Source organism: Candidatus Paraluminiphilus aquimaris (genome assembly GCF_026230195.1).
Lineage (GTDB): Bacteria > Pseudomonadota > Gammaproteobacteria > Pseudomonadales > Halieaceae > Luminiphilus > Luminiphilus aquimaris.
This window is the reverse complement of the sequence record NZ_CP036501.1, coordinates 273095-288673: the sequence shown is the minus strand read 5'-3', so window position 1 is coordinate 288673 and position 15579 is coordinate 273095. Positions and strand designations below refer to the sequence as shown.

The 15579-nt window shown below is 52.0% G+C and carries 12 protein-coding genes; 2 read left to right on the top strand and 10 right to left on the bottom strand.

Annotated elements, in window-relative coordinates; genetic code table 11:
• Positions 1–42: 42 nt before the first annotated feature.
• The 6 genes from E0F26_RS01305 to E0F26_RS01280 all read right to left on the bottom strand — a co-directional run bounded on the left by E0F26_RS01305 (position 43) and on the right by E0F26_RS01280 (position 7924).
• The gene (locus E0F26_RS01305) at positions 43–1176 is read right to left on the bottom strand and encodes an aromatic ring-hydroxylating oxygenase subunit alpha (protein ID WP_279242240.1); all 1134 of its coding nucleotides are present in this window, start codon (positions 1174–1176) and stop codon (positions 43–45) included.
• A 205-nt stretch (positions 1177–1381) separates the two neighbouring features.
• The gene (locus tag E0F26_RS01300; protein ID WP_279242239.1) at positions 1382–2401 is read right to left on the bottom strand and encodes an NADP-dependent oxidoreductase; all 1020 of its coding nucleotides are present in this window, start codon (positions 2399–2401) and stop codon (positions 1382–1384) included.
• A gap of 15 nt (positions 2402–2416) precedes the next feature.
• Entirely contained in the window at positions 2417–3004 is a 588-nt protein-coding gene (locus E0F26_RS01295) for a TetR/AcrR family transcriptional regulator (RefSeq protein WP_279242238.1), read from the bottom strand.
• 155 nt (positions 3005–3159) lie between these two features.
• Positions 3160–3870 carry an NUDIX hydrolase gene (locus E0F26_RS01290; RefSeq protein WP_279242237.1) on the bottom strand — a complete coding sequence of 237 codons (711 nt, stop codon included), beginning with the start codon at positions 3868–3870 and terminating at the stop codon, positions 3160–3162.
• A 113-nt stretch (positions 3871–3983) separates the two neighbouring features.
• Positions 3984–6098, bottom strand: a complete 2115-nt coding sequence (locus E0F26_RS01285; protein WP_279242236.1) for a TonB-dependent receptor plug domain-containing protein — start codon at positions 6096–6098, stop codon at positions 3984–3986.
• 155 nt (positions 6099–6253) lie between these two features.
• Positions 6254–7924, bottom strand: coding sequence for a family 16 glycosylhydrolase (locus tag E0F26_RS01280; protein ID WP_279242235.1), 1671 nt, complete (start codon positions 7922–7924; stop codon positions 6254–6256).
• Positions 7925–8203: 279 nt separating this feature from the next.
• Here E0F26_RS01280 and E0F26_RS01275 point away from each other — a divergent pair, with 279 nt between their 5' ends.
• Both E0F26_RS01275 and E0F26_RS01270 read left to right on the top strand, forming a co-directional pair.
• Positions 8204–9523, top strand: coding sequence for a malonyl-CoA decarboxylase (locus E0F26_RS01275; RefSeq protein ID WP_279242234.1), 1320 nt, complete (start codon positions 8204–8206; stop codon positions 9521–9523).
• A gap of 144 nt (positions 9524–9667) precedes the next feature.
• Positions 9668–11203: a M20/M25/M40 family metallo-hydrolase gene (locus tag E0F26_RS01270; protein ID WP_279242233.1), complete on the top strand. Its 1536-nt coding sequence runs from the start codon at positions 9668–9670 to the stop codon at positions 11201–11203.
• Positions 11204–11279: 76 nt separating this feature from the next.
• Here the strand turns inward: E0F26_RS01270 and E0F26_RS01265 are convergent, their stop codons facing one another.
• The 4 genes from E0F26_RS01265 to E0F26_RS01250 form a co-directional block, all read right to left on the bottom strand.
• Positions 11280–12320: an endonuclease/exonuclease/phosphatase family protein gene (locus E0F26_RS01265; protein ID WP_279242232.1), complete on the bottom strand. Its 1041-nt coding sequence runs from the start codon at positions 12318–12320 to the stop codon at positions 11280–11282.
• A gap of 304 nt (positions 12321–12624) precedes the next feature.
• A complete protein-coding gene (locus E0F26_RS01260) occupies positions 12625–12795 on the bottom strand; it encodes a hypothetical protein (protein WP_279242231.1) in 171 nt (56 codons plus the stop codon).
• A gap of 93 nt (positions 12796–12888) precedes the next feature.
• A complete protein-coding gene (locus E0F26_RS01255) occupies positions 12889–14064 on the bottom strand; it encodes an acetyl-CoA C-acetyltransferase (RefSeq protein WP_279242230.1) in 1176 nt (391 codons plus the stop codon).
• Between the two features lie 206 nt (positions 14065–14270).
• Entirely contained in the window at positions 14271–15398 is a 1128-nt protein-coding gene (locus tag E0F26_RS01250; RefSeq protein ID WP_279242229.1) for an aminotransferase, read from the bottom strand.
• Positions 15399–15579 lie beyond the last annotated feature (181 nt).

Sequence of the window (15579 nt, the reverse complement as noted above, 5' to 3'; positions counted from 1 at the left end):
ATTAATGCTGCGGTAAGTGAGTGCAACATGGAGTAACGTCGTCTATACCTCTCCCAACTCTCGATGAAGTTGTTGGTGGAAGCTGACGATTGCCTTCTCAAAATAGCCAAACGTTAAGTGTGAATTAGCTGAGGTAGAGACGGTTTCTTGAATATCCCTTGCGGCCGCACGATCTTCCTCTTGACCTGATTGGTTCACAAATTCGACATCCCGCATCGCCTCCTCATGACTGACTTCAACACCACTTTTAGCGCCGTGTTTAATGTAGTAGGAGAACATCTGTGTGCGAGACGGTGACAACGGTTCAATGATGGTGACACTCGTATGCTTCGACAGCACCGAGACGCTGACGTTTGGAAATAGGTGGTAGACGAGGGTTGCAAACCCTTCGATCTCACGGTCATCACGAGATACAGCGCGCAGCTTCTCGATGCGCTTAAACGGGTATACGACGCGTGAATTTTGACCGAATGATTCGACCACATTCACGTTGTCCAGCCCGAAGGGATAGAAGCTTTCGCGGTGCAGCGACTTGATGTGATAACCCTCGAGTAGCGTTTCCGTTAGGAGCTTCCAGTTGGCCTCATCAAGGGTGTCGCTCTGATGAATGAGTGGCTGGGAGGGTTCGAAAAAATTCAGCGCGGTATCGAGCGTTTCGAGCTTCGGGGTTCCCTCCTGTTGCACATAAACCAACCCGCCCAGTTCAATCGCGAAGAGTTCCTTTAATCCCGCTGTTTCCTTTTCCAGATCGGGGAAGGCTTCCTCGCCGGGTACGCCGCGAAGCGATCCATCGAGGTTGTAGGTCCACCCGTGATAGGGGCAGGAAAAGGTACGTTTACATCCTTGGCCCGACGCTACTTTCATGCCTCGGTGACGACAGGCATTGATAAAAGCGCGAACCTTTAAGTCGTTGTCTCTAACGACAAGTAGGGGTGTGCCTGCTGCGGTCCGTGAGATAAAACTCCCAGCATCTGGAATAGCCGCTGATGGGCAAAATACGACCGGCCGCTGCCGCAGCAGTGCGACCTCTTGCTCGTAGCGGTCATCGCTTGTGTAGTGCGCTACTGGCTCATGCCACTGTATGGTTCCAAGATCGGTCGTACCGTTGTCGATATGCGTAAAAACGCGGTCAATGACGTCATTGGTTTCTAATAAGCCGGCGTTGTTGTTATCCATACTGTCTTGTTCTCTTCTTTTGTTTAAGCAGTGGTCTTGTCGCGAATCTATTCAACGAATGCAATGATGACTAGACCTTGGTACTCATCGACTGTGACTGGAGTCACGATGCTTCATTTGTAAGATTGAGAATGTCTCATACGTTGTCTGGAGCGAATCATTTGGGGTGCTCTGGAGAGCCATGCAACAACTCTGCTCCTTTTCGTTAGGACGGATCCGCTAGTTTGAGCAACTGCTTTCCGTGGTTTTCACCCGTATAGAGACGGCGAAGTGTGTCCGGGATATTTTCAAATCCCTCTTGTACATCCACCTGAAATTTCAGATCGCCAGACATCACCCAACCCATGAGGTCCTGAATGGCTTCCATTGCCCTGGGCATGTAATCGAGGATAATGAACCCTTCCATGCGGGCTCGGTTTGTCACGAGATTCATGAGGTTCGAAGGCCCGGGGATCGGTTCTTCTGCGTTGTAGCCAGAGATACCACCGCACATAACGACGCGGGAATAGAGATTCAGGTGATTGAGGGCAGCTTCGAGCGTGTCGCCGCCGACGTTGTCAAAAAAGACATCCCACTTATCAGGGCAGGCTTCGGCAATTTGCTCATCCAAGTTACCCTGCTTGTAATCGATAGCGGCGTCCAGCCCGGCCACTTCGGTCAGCCACTCGCATTTCTCCGGGCCACCCGCGATGCCGACAACACGGCACCCTTTGATCTTGGCAATCTGACTGGCAACAGAGCCCGTGGCACCGGCAGCACCTGAGACCAACACCGTTTCGCCCGCCTTTGGCTGACCTAATTCGAGTAGGCCGAAGTACGCGGTAATGCCGGTTAAACCGATGACAGAAAGCATCATTTCCGGTGTGACGCCCTCGGGAACCTTCGTAACGCCCATGACGCCTTCACCTGGGGTAATGACGGCATAATCCTGCCAACCGCCCATGGTCTGGACGAGATCTCCTTCTGAGAAATCGTCATGGTTAGATAGCACTACCTGGCCAACGGTACCGGCTCGCATGACCTCACCAAGCGCGACTGGGGGCAAATAACTCGGTTGATCAACCATCCAGCCTCGTTGGGTGGGGTCGAAGGAGAAATAGAGATTTTTTATCAGGATCTGCTGTGCCTGAACTTTTGGGACCGTAGTCTCGATAAATTCAAAATTATTCGGTCCCACCATTCCTACTGGACGTTTTGCTAATCGCCACTGCCGATTAATTGTCATTTCGTTATGCCTTATCTATGCCCGAGTGAGTTGTTCGATCCCTGCGATGATGTAATCGACAGTCTGGTCTATGGTTTCTTCTTGGTTGTTATTTCGTTTTCCCGTCCACTCGGCGGCTGCCCAAGCGGCGCCCTTAGAGAGCTCAACAATCAACCGTGCGCGGTTTACGTCGAGCTGATAATGACTCGCGGTACGCTCAATTAAAAAGCTGGCGGCATTCCGCCCGTTTTTCTTAAGCTCGCTTTGAATTACGCAGGCAATTTCAGGCTGAGTGATAAGCATTGGGAGCACTGTACCCGGCGCATTGTGCTCAAAGTTGCTAGTTACCGCGACGTGAACAATATCTCGGAAGGTTTTGGCGTTTGATACGGCTTTCTCTGTTTTTTCACCAAAGCGTGCATACTCTCGCTTCAAAAGAGCCTGTAGCAATATCACTCGACTCGAGAAATAGTTGTAAACCAAAGGCACTGAGACAGATGCCTCCTTAGCAAGACTCTCTATCGTAAAGGTGGCGAGTCCGTTACGACATATCAGAGTCGCTGCACAATCAAGCAGTTGATCTGCTCTCGCATCTGGGGTGAGACGCGTTCGTTTTCGTAGCATCGTGATGTGCTCGCTATTACTTAATGCTGCTTATAATAGCGGGCTACTGTAATGAGTAAAGCGTCTTGCGGTCAGGTAAGAAAAAATAGCTTAAAACGCTGCGGTAATCTGTCCTTTGAGTTCGCTAACAGACGAGATGTGAAGTCAGCAAACAACTACCGCTGGACGAAGCTGGGTTGCGCCTCAGAAACACCTTCGTACAGGTACTCCCAACTGCCATCATGCATAACGGCGCGGTGTCGCGCGCCAGGGGTTGTACTCTCGCCGTTTTCGTAGCCTGCGTCACCTTTAAACATGACCAGGACGCTATCACCCTCTTTGGCGAAAATTGGAAGCACCTCGGGGGGTGCGACTGGCCTCTCTCCCTCGATCATCTCCGCTGTATTTTGGTAGCCCAGTAAGCTGCATAACGTGATGTATGTCGGGGGCATCATGCCCATTTCACCGGACTTGTGCGCCTTGACAACATCTGCAACTCGCATCCATTCATGGTCATGGATTTCGCCGCCATCAATCGTAACGGCGTGGTCATGCGCTATAGGTGCTGCAAAAATCCATGTCTGAAATCGCTTTGGCTCGGCCGTCGGTGTGGTCCATTGGCTGAGCTGAATCATGTTGTTTAGGTCGGGTGTGAGACCGCACTCCTCCTGAGCTTCGCGCGCTGCGGCAATGCGCGCTGCGGCGTCAGGATCACCTTGACCGGCGTCTATATCGGCTTGATCGATGGCGCCCCCCGGGAAAACCCATAGCCCTCCGGCGAACATCAATGCTTTATTGCGCTTGAGCATGAGTGTCTCTAGACCACCCTCAGTATCACGTAAGAGAACAACGGTGCTTGCGGGTCGGAGGGACTTTACTTCGCTCATTTTGCAGTTCCTGTTTTGCCTTTTTTTGTTTGCGGACTCAATTGCCTATTCTGAATTTACTGCACCTTAGGTATCTGTCGGCGGTTCTCAGAACAGGAAATCAAACGCGAGGCTTAAAATGTACCCTCTATTGTTAAGGTGTACGAGTAGCCGAAGCTTCGGCTTCGTTTTTCCGAAAATGCGACATCACCTGACAGACGGTCACTGTAGATTGTTCGCTCTAGTCTGTTTTTGGCACCCAAAAGGTTCCAAATGTTCGCCCTAATCGTCAGGCCGCCAACGTCTTTATTTTCCAAATAGAGATTAAGAATTTCTGGGCTCTGATTGTAGAAGCTTATCTCATCAATTCTGACTGACGGGTAAACCTCGCTGTAATCGATTGCGCCACCGATCGCCCATGACGAATCTTCAAAATCTTGGCGCAGGTCTAGTCGGTAGGATTTGCGGAAGTCGTTACCAATTGCTCGTGATGTACCCAAGATGGGATCGCGCACACGTGATTTTGAGTAATCAAATGAAAGGTCTGCTCTACCTCCTTTCCAAAGAAAGTCATCCGACAAAAAAGTGGCTTCAAAAGACCCGCCGTAGCGTTTTGCTGTATTTATGTTACCTGGTGCCTGCCCACCGCCTTCAATTGGGATGCGATCAACAATGTCTTCAATGTCCTCAAAGAACAGATTGAAGGTCGTATTACCAAGCGCGCCAAGCGACCTCTGTGCCTCCACCTCAAGGAGCCATCCCTGGGGCGGCACAAGATTTATATTGGTGACATCCTCTCGCTCTTGATTGACATCGACTGAGGCTATGAAGTCAAAAAATCGAAGCTGCCCAACATAGCGTTCGAGCTTTGCGGATAGAAAAAGTGTTTCGCTCGGCTTGTAGTTCAGTGAGATAAATCCCTTCGGGCGAACGAAATCACGCACTACTTTCGTGTTTCCTGTTTGACGAATTTCTGAGTACTCGACGCCGAGAGTAGCTTGCGCTGTCATGTTGTTACTAAGTTGATGGGATACATTCAGTGTTGTTTCGGCTCGGGTTTCCTCAACCCGCGAGTTCGCACCGTCGAGCGGCACCGGCACAAATTGACCTGCGCTATTTAGCTCTGTGAGGCCTGCGTCGATATCGAGGTAATTTTCGGTGCCTTCGAGCGCCCAGCGCCACTGACTATCGAGCCCGCTAAAGGCGTACTCTGCTCGCAAAATGGATTCGGCCTCGTCAGCTATGCGATCGAAAACCGAACCTTCAGACCGCCCATCCGCGAAGAGGGTATCGACACGATCCAGGGTGGGGCTGTGTTCGAAACGGTGTAATGCGATGAGTTTTAACTGACCTGAACCGAGAGCGATTTCATAATCAGTCCCTAACTCATAGTTGTATTCGTCCTCTGAGCGTTTAAGTTGGCGTGTATTTGCGGCGGGCGTGCCCGAACCCCGGTCTGATACTTCTTGTTCGTCTGAGTAAAAGCCATTGAGCTCTCCCACAATATTAAAGGTGTTACCCGATGCGCTTTGTCGCGAGTAAGACCCGGAAATATTGGGGCGATCGAACTGGCGTCGTCCTGTTTCTTCACGATATTCAACGATACGTCCTGTACCATCCGCGATGACCTCAGGGCCGTAGTCACCAAATGAGCGTTGCTCATTGGCGATCCCAAGCGTCCAATCAGCGCCTTCGCTACTACCCGTCAACGAAACGCTAAATTCTCGCCAGCGCTCTTCTGAGCTCTCGCCTGTCGGGCGAACCCTCGGAGAGTAGCTGTATCGCCCCGAAATCTGTTTTTGAGATGACGTGACCACATTGAGCACTTGGCCTGACAGGCCACCAATATCTAGGCTGGCACCGTCGAGAATTTCTAACCGAATCACACTCTCTACTGAGAGACGTTCAAGCGCTTGTCGAGGGCCATTGGATTTCCCGGAGACGCGTCGGTTGTTGATCAGGACGTTCGTGTCAGCCTGGCCAAAGCCACGCTCACCGTCTCCATCGTTTACGCTGAACCCAGGAATTTGCCTAACCATATCCAGTGCTGACCGCGGCGCGAAGCGCACAAAGTCATCGGGTAGGTAGGTCTGGCGTACGCTGTTCGAATTCCCTGTAGCCGACCAGCTGGTAGTAGCAAGTACCAGTGGGAGTACGGCGGTCAACAATCGACCAACATAATGATTAAAAAGACTCACGGTCGACGGCATGATCGGAACAAAATCGGAGACACGGCTAAAACTATACACGGCCCCCGCCTATCCGTTATCCCCCATCCGCATTAGGTCTGCGGTGCGACAGTGGCCAAAGTGCTGACTCAAGGGGCATAAGGCGGGTAGGGGCATTGCGAGAATGCTGAGTGGCCTTTCGCTTATTATTGAGTCAGTGATCATTGACTAGATGATCAGGGGGTCGCTTGGGTATTGCGCTTACTAAACAGCACCGCTGCCAGCGTTATTAAAAAGCGAGACCGGGAGGCATCGTCGGTCTCTTCGCTAATTTGATTGACTAACCATTTGGTTGCATCGAGTGGATATGCATCCACTAAATCCGCGTAGCCGTCACCGTCATCGTCGTCGTCCTCTGCATTCCCCACCCCGTCGCGGTCTGTGTCGACTGTGTCATTAGGATCGAGAGGCAGATCATCAAGGGGATCCTCAACGCCGTCACCGTCGGAGTCCTCATCACTGGCTTTTGCGCCAAATATTCTTACGTAGTCGACAACAAGTCGCTGTGGAAAGCGCGTGCTGTCATCGGGGTAGCCCGGCCAGCGACCACCGACTGCTATGTTAAAGATCAGGAAAAAGGGTTTTTGGAACGCTTCGTAGTCGGGCGCGTCCGAAAATCGATAGGTGTAAAAGGGCTGATCATCGACTAACCAAGTAACTCCCTCAGCCGTGCGGATCATACTGAATACATGAAACCCATCGGAGAACTGACCGGAATCTAATCGATAGGCGCCGCCTTGATACGTATGTGAGTAGGGTGCTGAGAGGCCACCACGATTCCAATGCATCGTTCCGTGAACGGTGTTCTCGCGGCCTTTGCCCCCAATCATTTCCATGATGTCGAGCTCGCCTGTTTTCGGCCAGCCGACCTGTCGAAAGTTCGCGCCGAGCGCCCAAAGAGCGGGCCAGATACCTTGACCTTCTGGAAGGGCAGCACGGATATCAACCCGAGCATAGGTAAACTCAACCTCCCCCTCGGTTTTCATTCGCGTAGAAGTGTAGGTAGACGCACCAACACGTTGCTCGCGTGCGGTGATGACGAGATGACCGTTTTGCAGTGTGGCATTTTGGGGTTGGTAGTACTGCCACTCGTCATTTCCCCAGCCGTTATCGCCAATATCGAAGTTCCAGTCTCGAAGGTTTACCTCGTTACTATCGAACTCATCTGCCCACAAGAGCTGCATATCCGCATATTCGATGGGAGAGGTGTTTTCCTCGCCACTAAGGTTATTTACCAGCAGAAGCGGGCCACCTGTGCCTCGCTGCAGTGCTGCTGATGCAGGCGTCATGCGCCATACGATGCGCTTAATATCTATGGACACTAAGCCGAGATCGCTTGGCCAAAATACAAGGCCTGTATCAACCGCCTGAAGATCAAGACCACCAAGCGTCAGATCATCAACACTGATGCTGATGGTTGTCCAGTCATCGCTCAGTGGTTCCGGTAAGCGAATTTCCCCTGAGGAGCAGGGCCATTCACAATCAACCTTTATGGTGAGACCTGTATCGGGTTCCGAGGCTCGTGCCTCGATTTCAAGGGTTCCACCTTGAAAAACGCGAAAGTCTTGGGGAATTGAGGCTTTAAAATATACACCTGCCAGCTGACCCGTACCCGGATATTCAAAACGAAGGAACGGGCTGTCGTCACTTTCGACTACGGACCAGCTCACGTTTGGGCAACCCATACCGGCATCTTCGATACAACTGGCAAAGTCTATTTCTTGATCGAATGCCGCAACGCCACCATCCCATGTTGGTCCAACGCCGAGCGCATCCACAACCGGTAAGGTTAGGTCAGAGGCGACTGCACCGGCGTGACAAAAAACAGTGATAAAAACCGCTGTCATAAGAGGATAAATAGCTCGTGCGGCTGCGCTGTGTTTCGAGCGTAGCAAACCAGTCACCGGCCTATGAGTCATTAAATTAAGCGTCATCATTCGCTGACAATATCAAAGCAAATTTTTGTGTGTCTAGCTTTGAGATTAAGCGACTTCTCAACGCGACTATAAGGATTTCTCTCGTTTAATTAATTCACCAATGAACGCGCAATTCGAGCGTGAGATAACGCATTAGCTTCGCTATATTAAGGGGGTCGACACGAGGAGCGATGAGCCGGGGTCAGTACTATGGAAGTCAAAAATACTGTCGAACCACAGCCAGATACGCTGGGTATTACAGGGTTGCTTCACTCCGTTATTAACGTTGGAAGAGATATTCTCGCTCGTCGTCGAAGAGATACCGCACAATCCCCATCGAGCGGGTTAGTCGACAAGTGTAGGCAGCTTCTACACCACCGTGGCGAGGCCTCCGGTTTGGCCTTGGCTTGTGAGGTGGTTGATGATTATCGCGAATTGGATGAACAAAACAGGATTCTTTTTTTTGAAGCCTTGTCACAGCAATTTAGTGTGGACTCAGACGAGGTGGTCGCAGCTGCTCAGCAATATCAGGAGAGTGCTACCGGCGAACACTTGATGAGGCTTTCAAAGGCGATAGAAGCGCCCAGAGTAAAATTGTTTCGTCGGATGAATATGGCGCCCAACGCGACACCGACCTTAGTCAAGATGCGTGGCGAATTGCTTCGCCTAAGGAAGACGCACCCTGATCTGCAGGTGGTAGAGGCAGATCTCAAACAGCTCTTCATTTCTTGGTTTAATCGTGGCTTTCTACAATTAAGTGTCATCGATTGGCAGTCTCCGGCTGCCGTGCTGGAGCGCATAATTCGCTACGAGTCGGTTCATGCGATAACGGGCTGGGACGACCTTAGGTCAAGATTGAGCGATAACCGCATGTGCTTTGCGTTTTTTCACCCGACGATGCCCGACGATCCGCTGGTATTTGTGGAAGTCGCAATTACGGCAGGAACACCTGCGGCTATCGGTCCAATTATTGAAAAAACCAAGGAACCCAGTGATGCCAGTGAGCTTGATACGGTGGTTTTTTATTCGATCAGTAACTGCCATCCAGGTCTGGCTGGGGTGTCATTTGGTAACTTCTTAATCAAGCAGGTTGTGAAAGAGGTGGGTAAGCGCTACCCGCTTATGAAACGCTTCATCACCCTGTCACCTGTGCCGGGCTTTGCAAAGTGGCTGGCAGCGGAGAGAGGGGAGGCCGAAGTTGAGGGGCTGCGAGAACTTGCGGCGTCAGAAGGTCGTGACACGCGGGACCGTCGTTGGGAGTCAGCGGTAGGTTTGTGTGCTCACTATCTTATTAATGCGCGTAAAAACCACCTCGCCTTAGATCCCGTGGCGCGCTTTCATTTGGGGAACGGCGCGAGCTTGCAGGGCATCAACTGGGCCGCCGATTTGAGTGAACGTGGGCTCGCTCAGTCAGCCGGCATCATGGTGAACTACCTTTATGATCTTGAGAGTATCGAGGAAAACCACGACAGTTACTTTGACGAAGGTAAAGTAGCGAGATCCAAGCAAGTTAATCGGTTGTTGCAGTAACCGATTAACGTGCCCTGAGAAGCAAACGATCCTCGGGCGAAATTGGGAGGCATTGGGTATCAAAATTCATGTGTCGCCGAGGCAGATTCGGTTTGCGATCTCGGTGTTTCTCGAATTGCGTAAAACAAAGGGTAGATAAGATAAATGACGAGTCGAGGTGTGGTTTTAAGGTTGATCGGTTGCTTGGTGCTGGTGATGTCCCACGCCTCGTTTTCACAAGACGCGGCGCAGATTGCCAGGGCTTATCACCAAGCTGAGACCGCGCGTATTGTGTCTGACTTTCGCGCTTTTCTGAGTCTTCCTAACGTCGCTGCCAATTATGCCGACATGCAGGTAAATGCTGAGTTTATTCAGCGATACATAGCAAAGCGCGGCTTCTCATCGAAAGTCATTTCAGCGGGTGGTGCGCCGTACGTTATTGCGGAGCGCTTAGGGGCTGAGGGTGCGCCAAGCGTTCTGATTTATGCCCATTTTGACGGGCAACCGGTGATTCCCAGTCAATGGTCCTCACCGCCCTTTGAGCCGACTTTGTGGAGCGACAATCCGCTTGCGGCCGGTGCATACATGTTGCCTTGGGAGCAGGATGTATTCGATCCCCAATGGCGAGTTGTTGCTCGTTCCGCTGGCGATGATAAAGCGCCCGTGATTGCGCTTATGGCAGCGATCGATGCGTTGGTTGCATCAGGCGACATGCCCGATATCACAATCAAGTTGTTTCTTGACGGAGAGGAAGAGCGAGGCAGTCCAACACTCGCAGGAGTGCTTGCCGAGGTTGCCAGCGACGTGGAAGCTGATCTCTTGCTGTTTTGTGATGGTCCCATGCATCAGTCAGGTCGGCGTCAGCTAGTGCTTGGGGTGCGTGGCAGCATGACAGTCGATCTCACAACTTACGGCCCTAACCGGCCCCTCCATTCGGGTCATTATGGCAATTGGGCGGCTAATCCTAGCGAGACGTTGATGCGGTTGTTGGTGTCGCTTAAGGATCAATCCGGGCGGATAACCGTGAAGGGATACACTGACGATGTACGACCCATTTCAGCGCAAGAGGTCGCAGCAGTGTCAGCGATGCCCCGGGTCGATGCGTTGATCAAGCGGGACTTGGGACTCAGTGAAAGTGAATTCGCAGGCGAGCGGCTTGAGAATGCCATTATGCGCCCGGCTATTGTTGTACGGGGTTTATCAGGCGGGGGTGTGGGCGCCGAGGCTAGGAATATCATCGAGCCCTCAGCCGACGCGTCACTTAATCTCAGGCTCGTACCAGGACAAAAACCTGAGGCGGTTTTAGCGTCGTTGAAAGCGCACTTTGAGCGCATGGGGATGACCGTATCGGCAAAAGAGCCGGCGCTCGGAACTGCCAGAGAGAAGCACGTCAAAATGGTAGCTCGACCTGGGGGTTATCGCGCTTTTAGAACACCCATAGAGACACCCGCGGTATCACAGTTGAAGGGCATTCTGGATCGACTGGGAGACCAAGAGACACTCGTTACACCCACAATGGGAGGGTCACTCCCTATTTATCTGTTTGAGGATAATTTAGACGCACCCATCGTGATCCTGCCCGTAGCAAACCACGATAATAATCAACACGGGCGCGACGAGAATCTGAGACTTGCTAATCTCTTTAGTGCCATTGAAATGTATGCAGAGGTCTTGGCCGGCTTGGCTCAAAGACCACGCTAGCGCGGGACGCGCCTGGTTTGGGGTCCTGCCGCTTCTCGTCTCAGACTCAAAAGCCGTCGCGAGCGCTATGAATTCGTTACGGGGTCTCCACCACCATGACAAGGGGCCAATGATCCGAAACACCGGATGCTTCGGGGAGTTGAAATCGTTTCGGCGTGCCTTTGGCGGTCATTTGTTCAGACGATTTGTTGGCAAGAAAACTCTCTGTCACTGTCCATCCCGAGGTTTTCCCCCACAGCACCATATCAAGAAAAGACCAATCATCTTTAGGTGGGTAGTAGCTGGTGCCCGGACACCCCTCGCAGAGGTCGTGAGCCACCTGCCAAGTAGGCCTCACCCAGCGCGCTAACATATTTTTTTTGCTGTTCTCCTCGCGCGTTGTGTTGAAATCGCCCGCGGCAAAAAAAGCGCGGTCTTTGGGAAGCGATTCAACAAGTGCGTTCAGTCGGGTATAGGCGACCTCGCGCATTTCAGTGGGGTGGTAGGGGGCTGGAAAATGGACGCTGAAACCCGTGAGAGAAACGCCATTGGGAAGTTGAAATGTTGCCTCTAGAATCGGACGCGTGTCACCTGCCCGCGCTTTAAGCGCTGAGGGAAAGGTAATGGGGTGTAGTGTTGCGTCTGTGGCCGGGAACTTAGACAAAAAGGCCACATCGATACCGCGCTTATCCTTTCCTTCAAGAAGGACGGCGGGTTGGTAACCCAGGCCCTCTAGGTAGTCCAAGCGGAGACGCTCCAAGATGCGAACATTCTCTACTTCCTGAAGTGCAATGATGTCAGGCCCGTGTCCATCGTTGACTTGCTTAATGGCCTTAGCCACCGCATCAAGTTTTCGATCAACGACTGCTTCACTCCAATCCCAGTAAAGGCATTGTTCTCGCCAGCGACGTACCGAAATCCTCGTACATTTTTCAACGTGAGCGCTCCCGGTTTTCTGGGACGCGGGTAAGTAGGTTTCATCGTTCTTGCCGGCGTCATGGGTGGTGTCGAACAGGTTTTCGACGTTAAAGGTCATGATGCTGACAGGTGCCGCTATGACGTCAAGCGGGGTTGCAAAGAGTGAGATAACGAGAACAAAGCGCAGAGCAGCATTCGGTAGTTGAGTCGATATCTTCATTGGCATGTCGTTAAGCATGGGCCCGCTCTAAGGACTGGAAGAGAGGTCGCAACGTTAGCAGGACTCAGCCAGCCGAGCTATCTCCTGAAAAACATCCGTGACTATTATGATGCACCCTATGCTATGCATCGGCTTCTGAGCGAGTAGCAACCCAACGCGCATGGACTAAACGCGTCTAGCGTTTACTGCGTGAGTTTTTTCTTGCTGTAAAAAACAAGTTCGAAAAGAGGTGCTGTTATAGCGCCGACGATCAGTGGGGAGTTGCTTGCTCGTTTTGTTTTGGCTGCGCCCAGTCAGCACCGCGCTAGCGATAAAAAGAAGACGCGCTCGACGCTACGGCTGCTTGACCATCTGCCCACTCATTGAGTTGCACAACGAGCGCCTCGTAGAACATGCCATTGGCCGCAAAAAAACAGGCCGCGACGGCGGCTATTAAGAGTGCGCTGAGGCACTTGCCCAGAACATCTGTTTCCATTGTATTGCCTGATTATTTTTATGGCTTGGCTACATTCAACCTTTTTTATGCAGTGAGTGCAAATGCGGGTGGCGATACACCCGCTTTCGTCATTTACAGCGCCTCGACGATGGTGACATTGGCAATACCACCGCCCTCGCACATCGTTTGCAAGCCCCACTTTTTGCCCCGCGCATGCAGTGCGTGGACCAGGGTTGTCATTAGCTTCGTACCGGTGGCTCCCAGCGGGTGACCCAGGGCAATCGCGCCACCATTAACGTTGAGTTTTTCGGGGTCAGCACCTGTGTGTGCCAGCCATGCCATGGGAATCGGTGCGAACGCTTCGTTTACCTCATACAAGTCTATGTCGCTGATACCCATCCCTGCACGCTTGAGCGCTCGGTCAGTTGCAAATAACGGCTCCTCCAGCATGATTACAGGATCACCTGCCGTCACTGTGAGGTTGTGAATGCGAGCAAGAGGGGTGAGGTTATGGTCCTTCAGCGCTTGCTCTGACGCGAGCATGACAGCAGATGAGCCATCACAAATTTGACTCGCATTCGCGGCGGTCAGTGCGCCGTCCTCCATCAATATTTTGAGCTGCGCCATACCTTCCATGCTGGCGTCATCACGAATACCTTCGTCGTGTTGGTGCATGGCGGACCCACCGTCAGCTGTTCGGCCCATGATCGCTACGATTTCTTTTTCGAATGCGCCTGCGTTTCGCGCGTCTCGCCCGCGCTGATGGCTTCGAACCGAATACGCATCGAGTGCTTCTTTAGTGTGTCCGTATTTTTTCGCAATCATTTCAGCGCCCATGAACTGGCTAAAATGTCGAATGCCATATTGGTCTTTCACTGACTGAGGGGTTGGGTCGGTCGGTACGTCAAAGACCTTCCCTGCGCGCGCATTAATACCCATGGGACAGCGAGACATACTCTCGATGCCTGCGGCAATGACGAGGTCTTGCGTACCGGACATGATCGCTTGCGCAGCAAATTGGATGCTTTGTTGTGACGAGCCGCATTGTCGGTCGATTGTCACTGCAGGAACGCTTTGCGGAAGATTTGAAGCAAGTACGGCCGTGCGACCGATCTGATTAGACTGCTCACCCGCTTGCGAAACACAACCAACGATAACGTCCTCAATTGCCGAGGGATCGACTTTGCTATCGTCAACGATTGCGTTGAGGGTTTGTGCGCCAAGATCGCCCGGATGCCAGTCTGCGAGTGCGCCGCCTTTGCGACCTCCGGCGGTGCGTTTTGCTGCGACTATATAGGCTTCAGCCATAGTGAGTTACCTTCCTATTTCGTTGTTTTTATTGATCAACGGTCGCCTGCGGCGAGTCCATACACGTCCCAATATACCTGATAAGACACGAGTACAAAGCCCGCACATCCCCCCCGCCGTTGGAATTCGCTTTATTGTACGTGTCTCAAAAGGGCTTTTACGGTTCGTTTTTGTGAGCAAGAGGACAGAGATGCAAAGCGGTGTCTTCAGGTCGAATAGTGCGTCGCCAAATACTCGGATAAGGCCGCGAGGCCCTCTGTGAGGGTTTGCGTATCATTTGCGAAACCAATTCGTGCATAGCCTTCCATGTCGAAGGCATCTCCTGGTGTCAGCATCACGCCCGTTTTCGTGACTAAATCGATGCAGAACTCCCGGGCGGTGACGGGAATATTAAGTTTCAACATGGCGGTGGTTCCTGCGCGGGGCTTGACCCAGCTAACCTTGGGTTCCTTTGCAATCCATGCCTCGAGAAGTGCAAGGTTCCCGCGCGTGATCTCGTGACTGCGTGCAAGCACCTCGTCTGCATGCTCGAGCGCTATTGCCGCAAAGTGGTCGTTGATCATGCCGACAGAGATCGTGTCGTAGTCTCTGTGAATCAGGACCTGCTCCCTCACCTCTTGAGGTGCGATTACCCAACCGACCCTCAGGCCGGCCAATGAAAATACTTTAGACATCCCTGCGGTACTGATGCCTTTTGCATATAAGTCTACGATTGAGGGTGACATGCCATCACCGACTTGGGCCGTTCCGCGGTAGACCTCATCGCACAGTAAGTAGGCACCCACCGAGTCTGCGATATCTACCATATCCTCAAGCATAGGGCGTTCAATGAGCGCCCCTGTTGGATTGTTGGGATTAGTAAAGGCAATCAGTTTGGTGTTGGGCTTTACCAATGCTTTCAATGCCTCAAGGTTAGGCAGGAAACCATCTTCCTCACGAAGCGCCAGCGTTGTGACATCGGCCTGAATACTCTTTGGAATGGAATAATGCTGTTGGTAGGTCGGCACGATGGAAAGCACATGATCACCGGGTTCAACGATAGCTTTGTGAACGAGCATGTTGGCCGCGATAGTGCCGTGGGTGACTGTAATATCTTCGATGCATTGGTTGGCGTAGAGGTTAGCAATGGCCGTTCGTAATCTTGGTGAGCCCTCGATATCGCCATAGGTGAGCTTCATCTGCAATAGACCCGAGAGGTCGTCAGCGCTGCCACCCGAGAGAGCCAGTAATTCCTCAACGGTGATACTCGCAACACACGTTTCCGCCAAGTTGTAAGTACATTGAGTTTCCCACTCGTTCATCCAAATTTCGACTTTGAAGGGCTCTATTTGCATGTATGGCCTCGCTGACTATGTCGCTCTTTTTTGAGGGTAGGTTACAACTCCATAATCTATCGAATAAGGTGCTCAAAGGACATCAAATAACAGGCGAGATAGGGACAGCAAAACGGTAGATTCAGGGTTCAAACGGCGATCAGGAGCATGGCGAGATTTACACTCCGCTAAATTGCCGTGG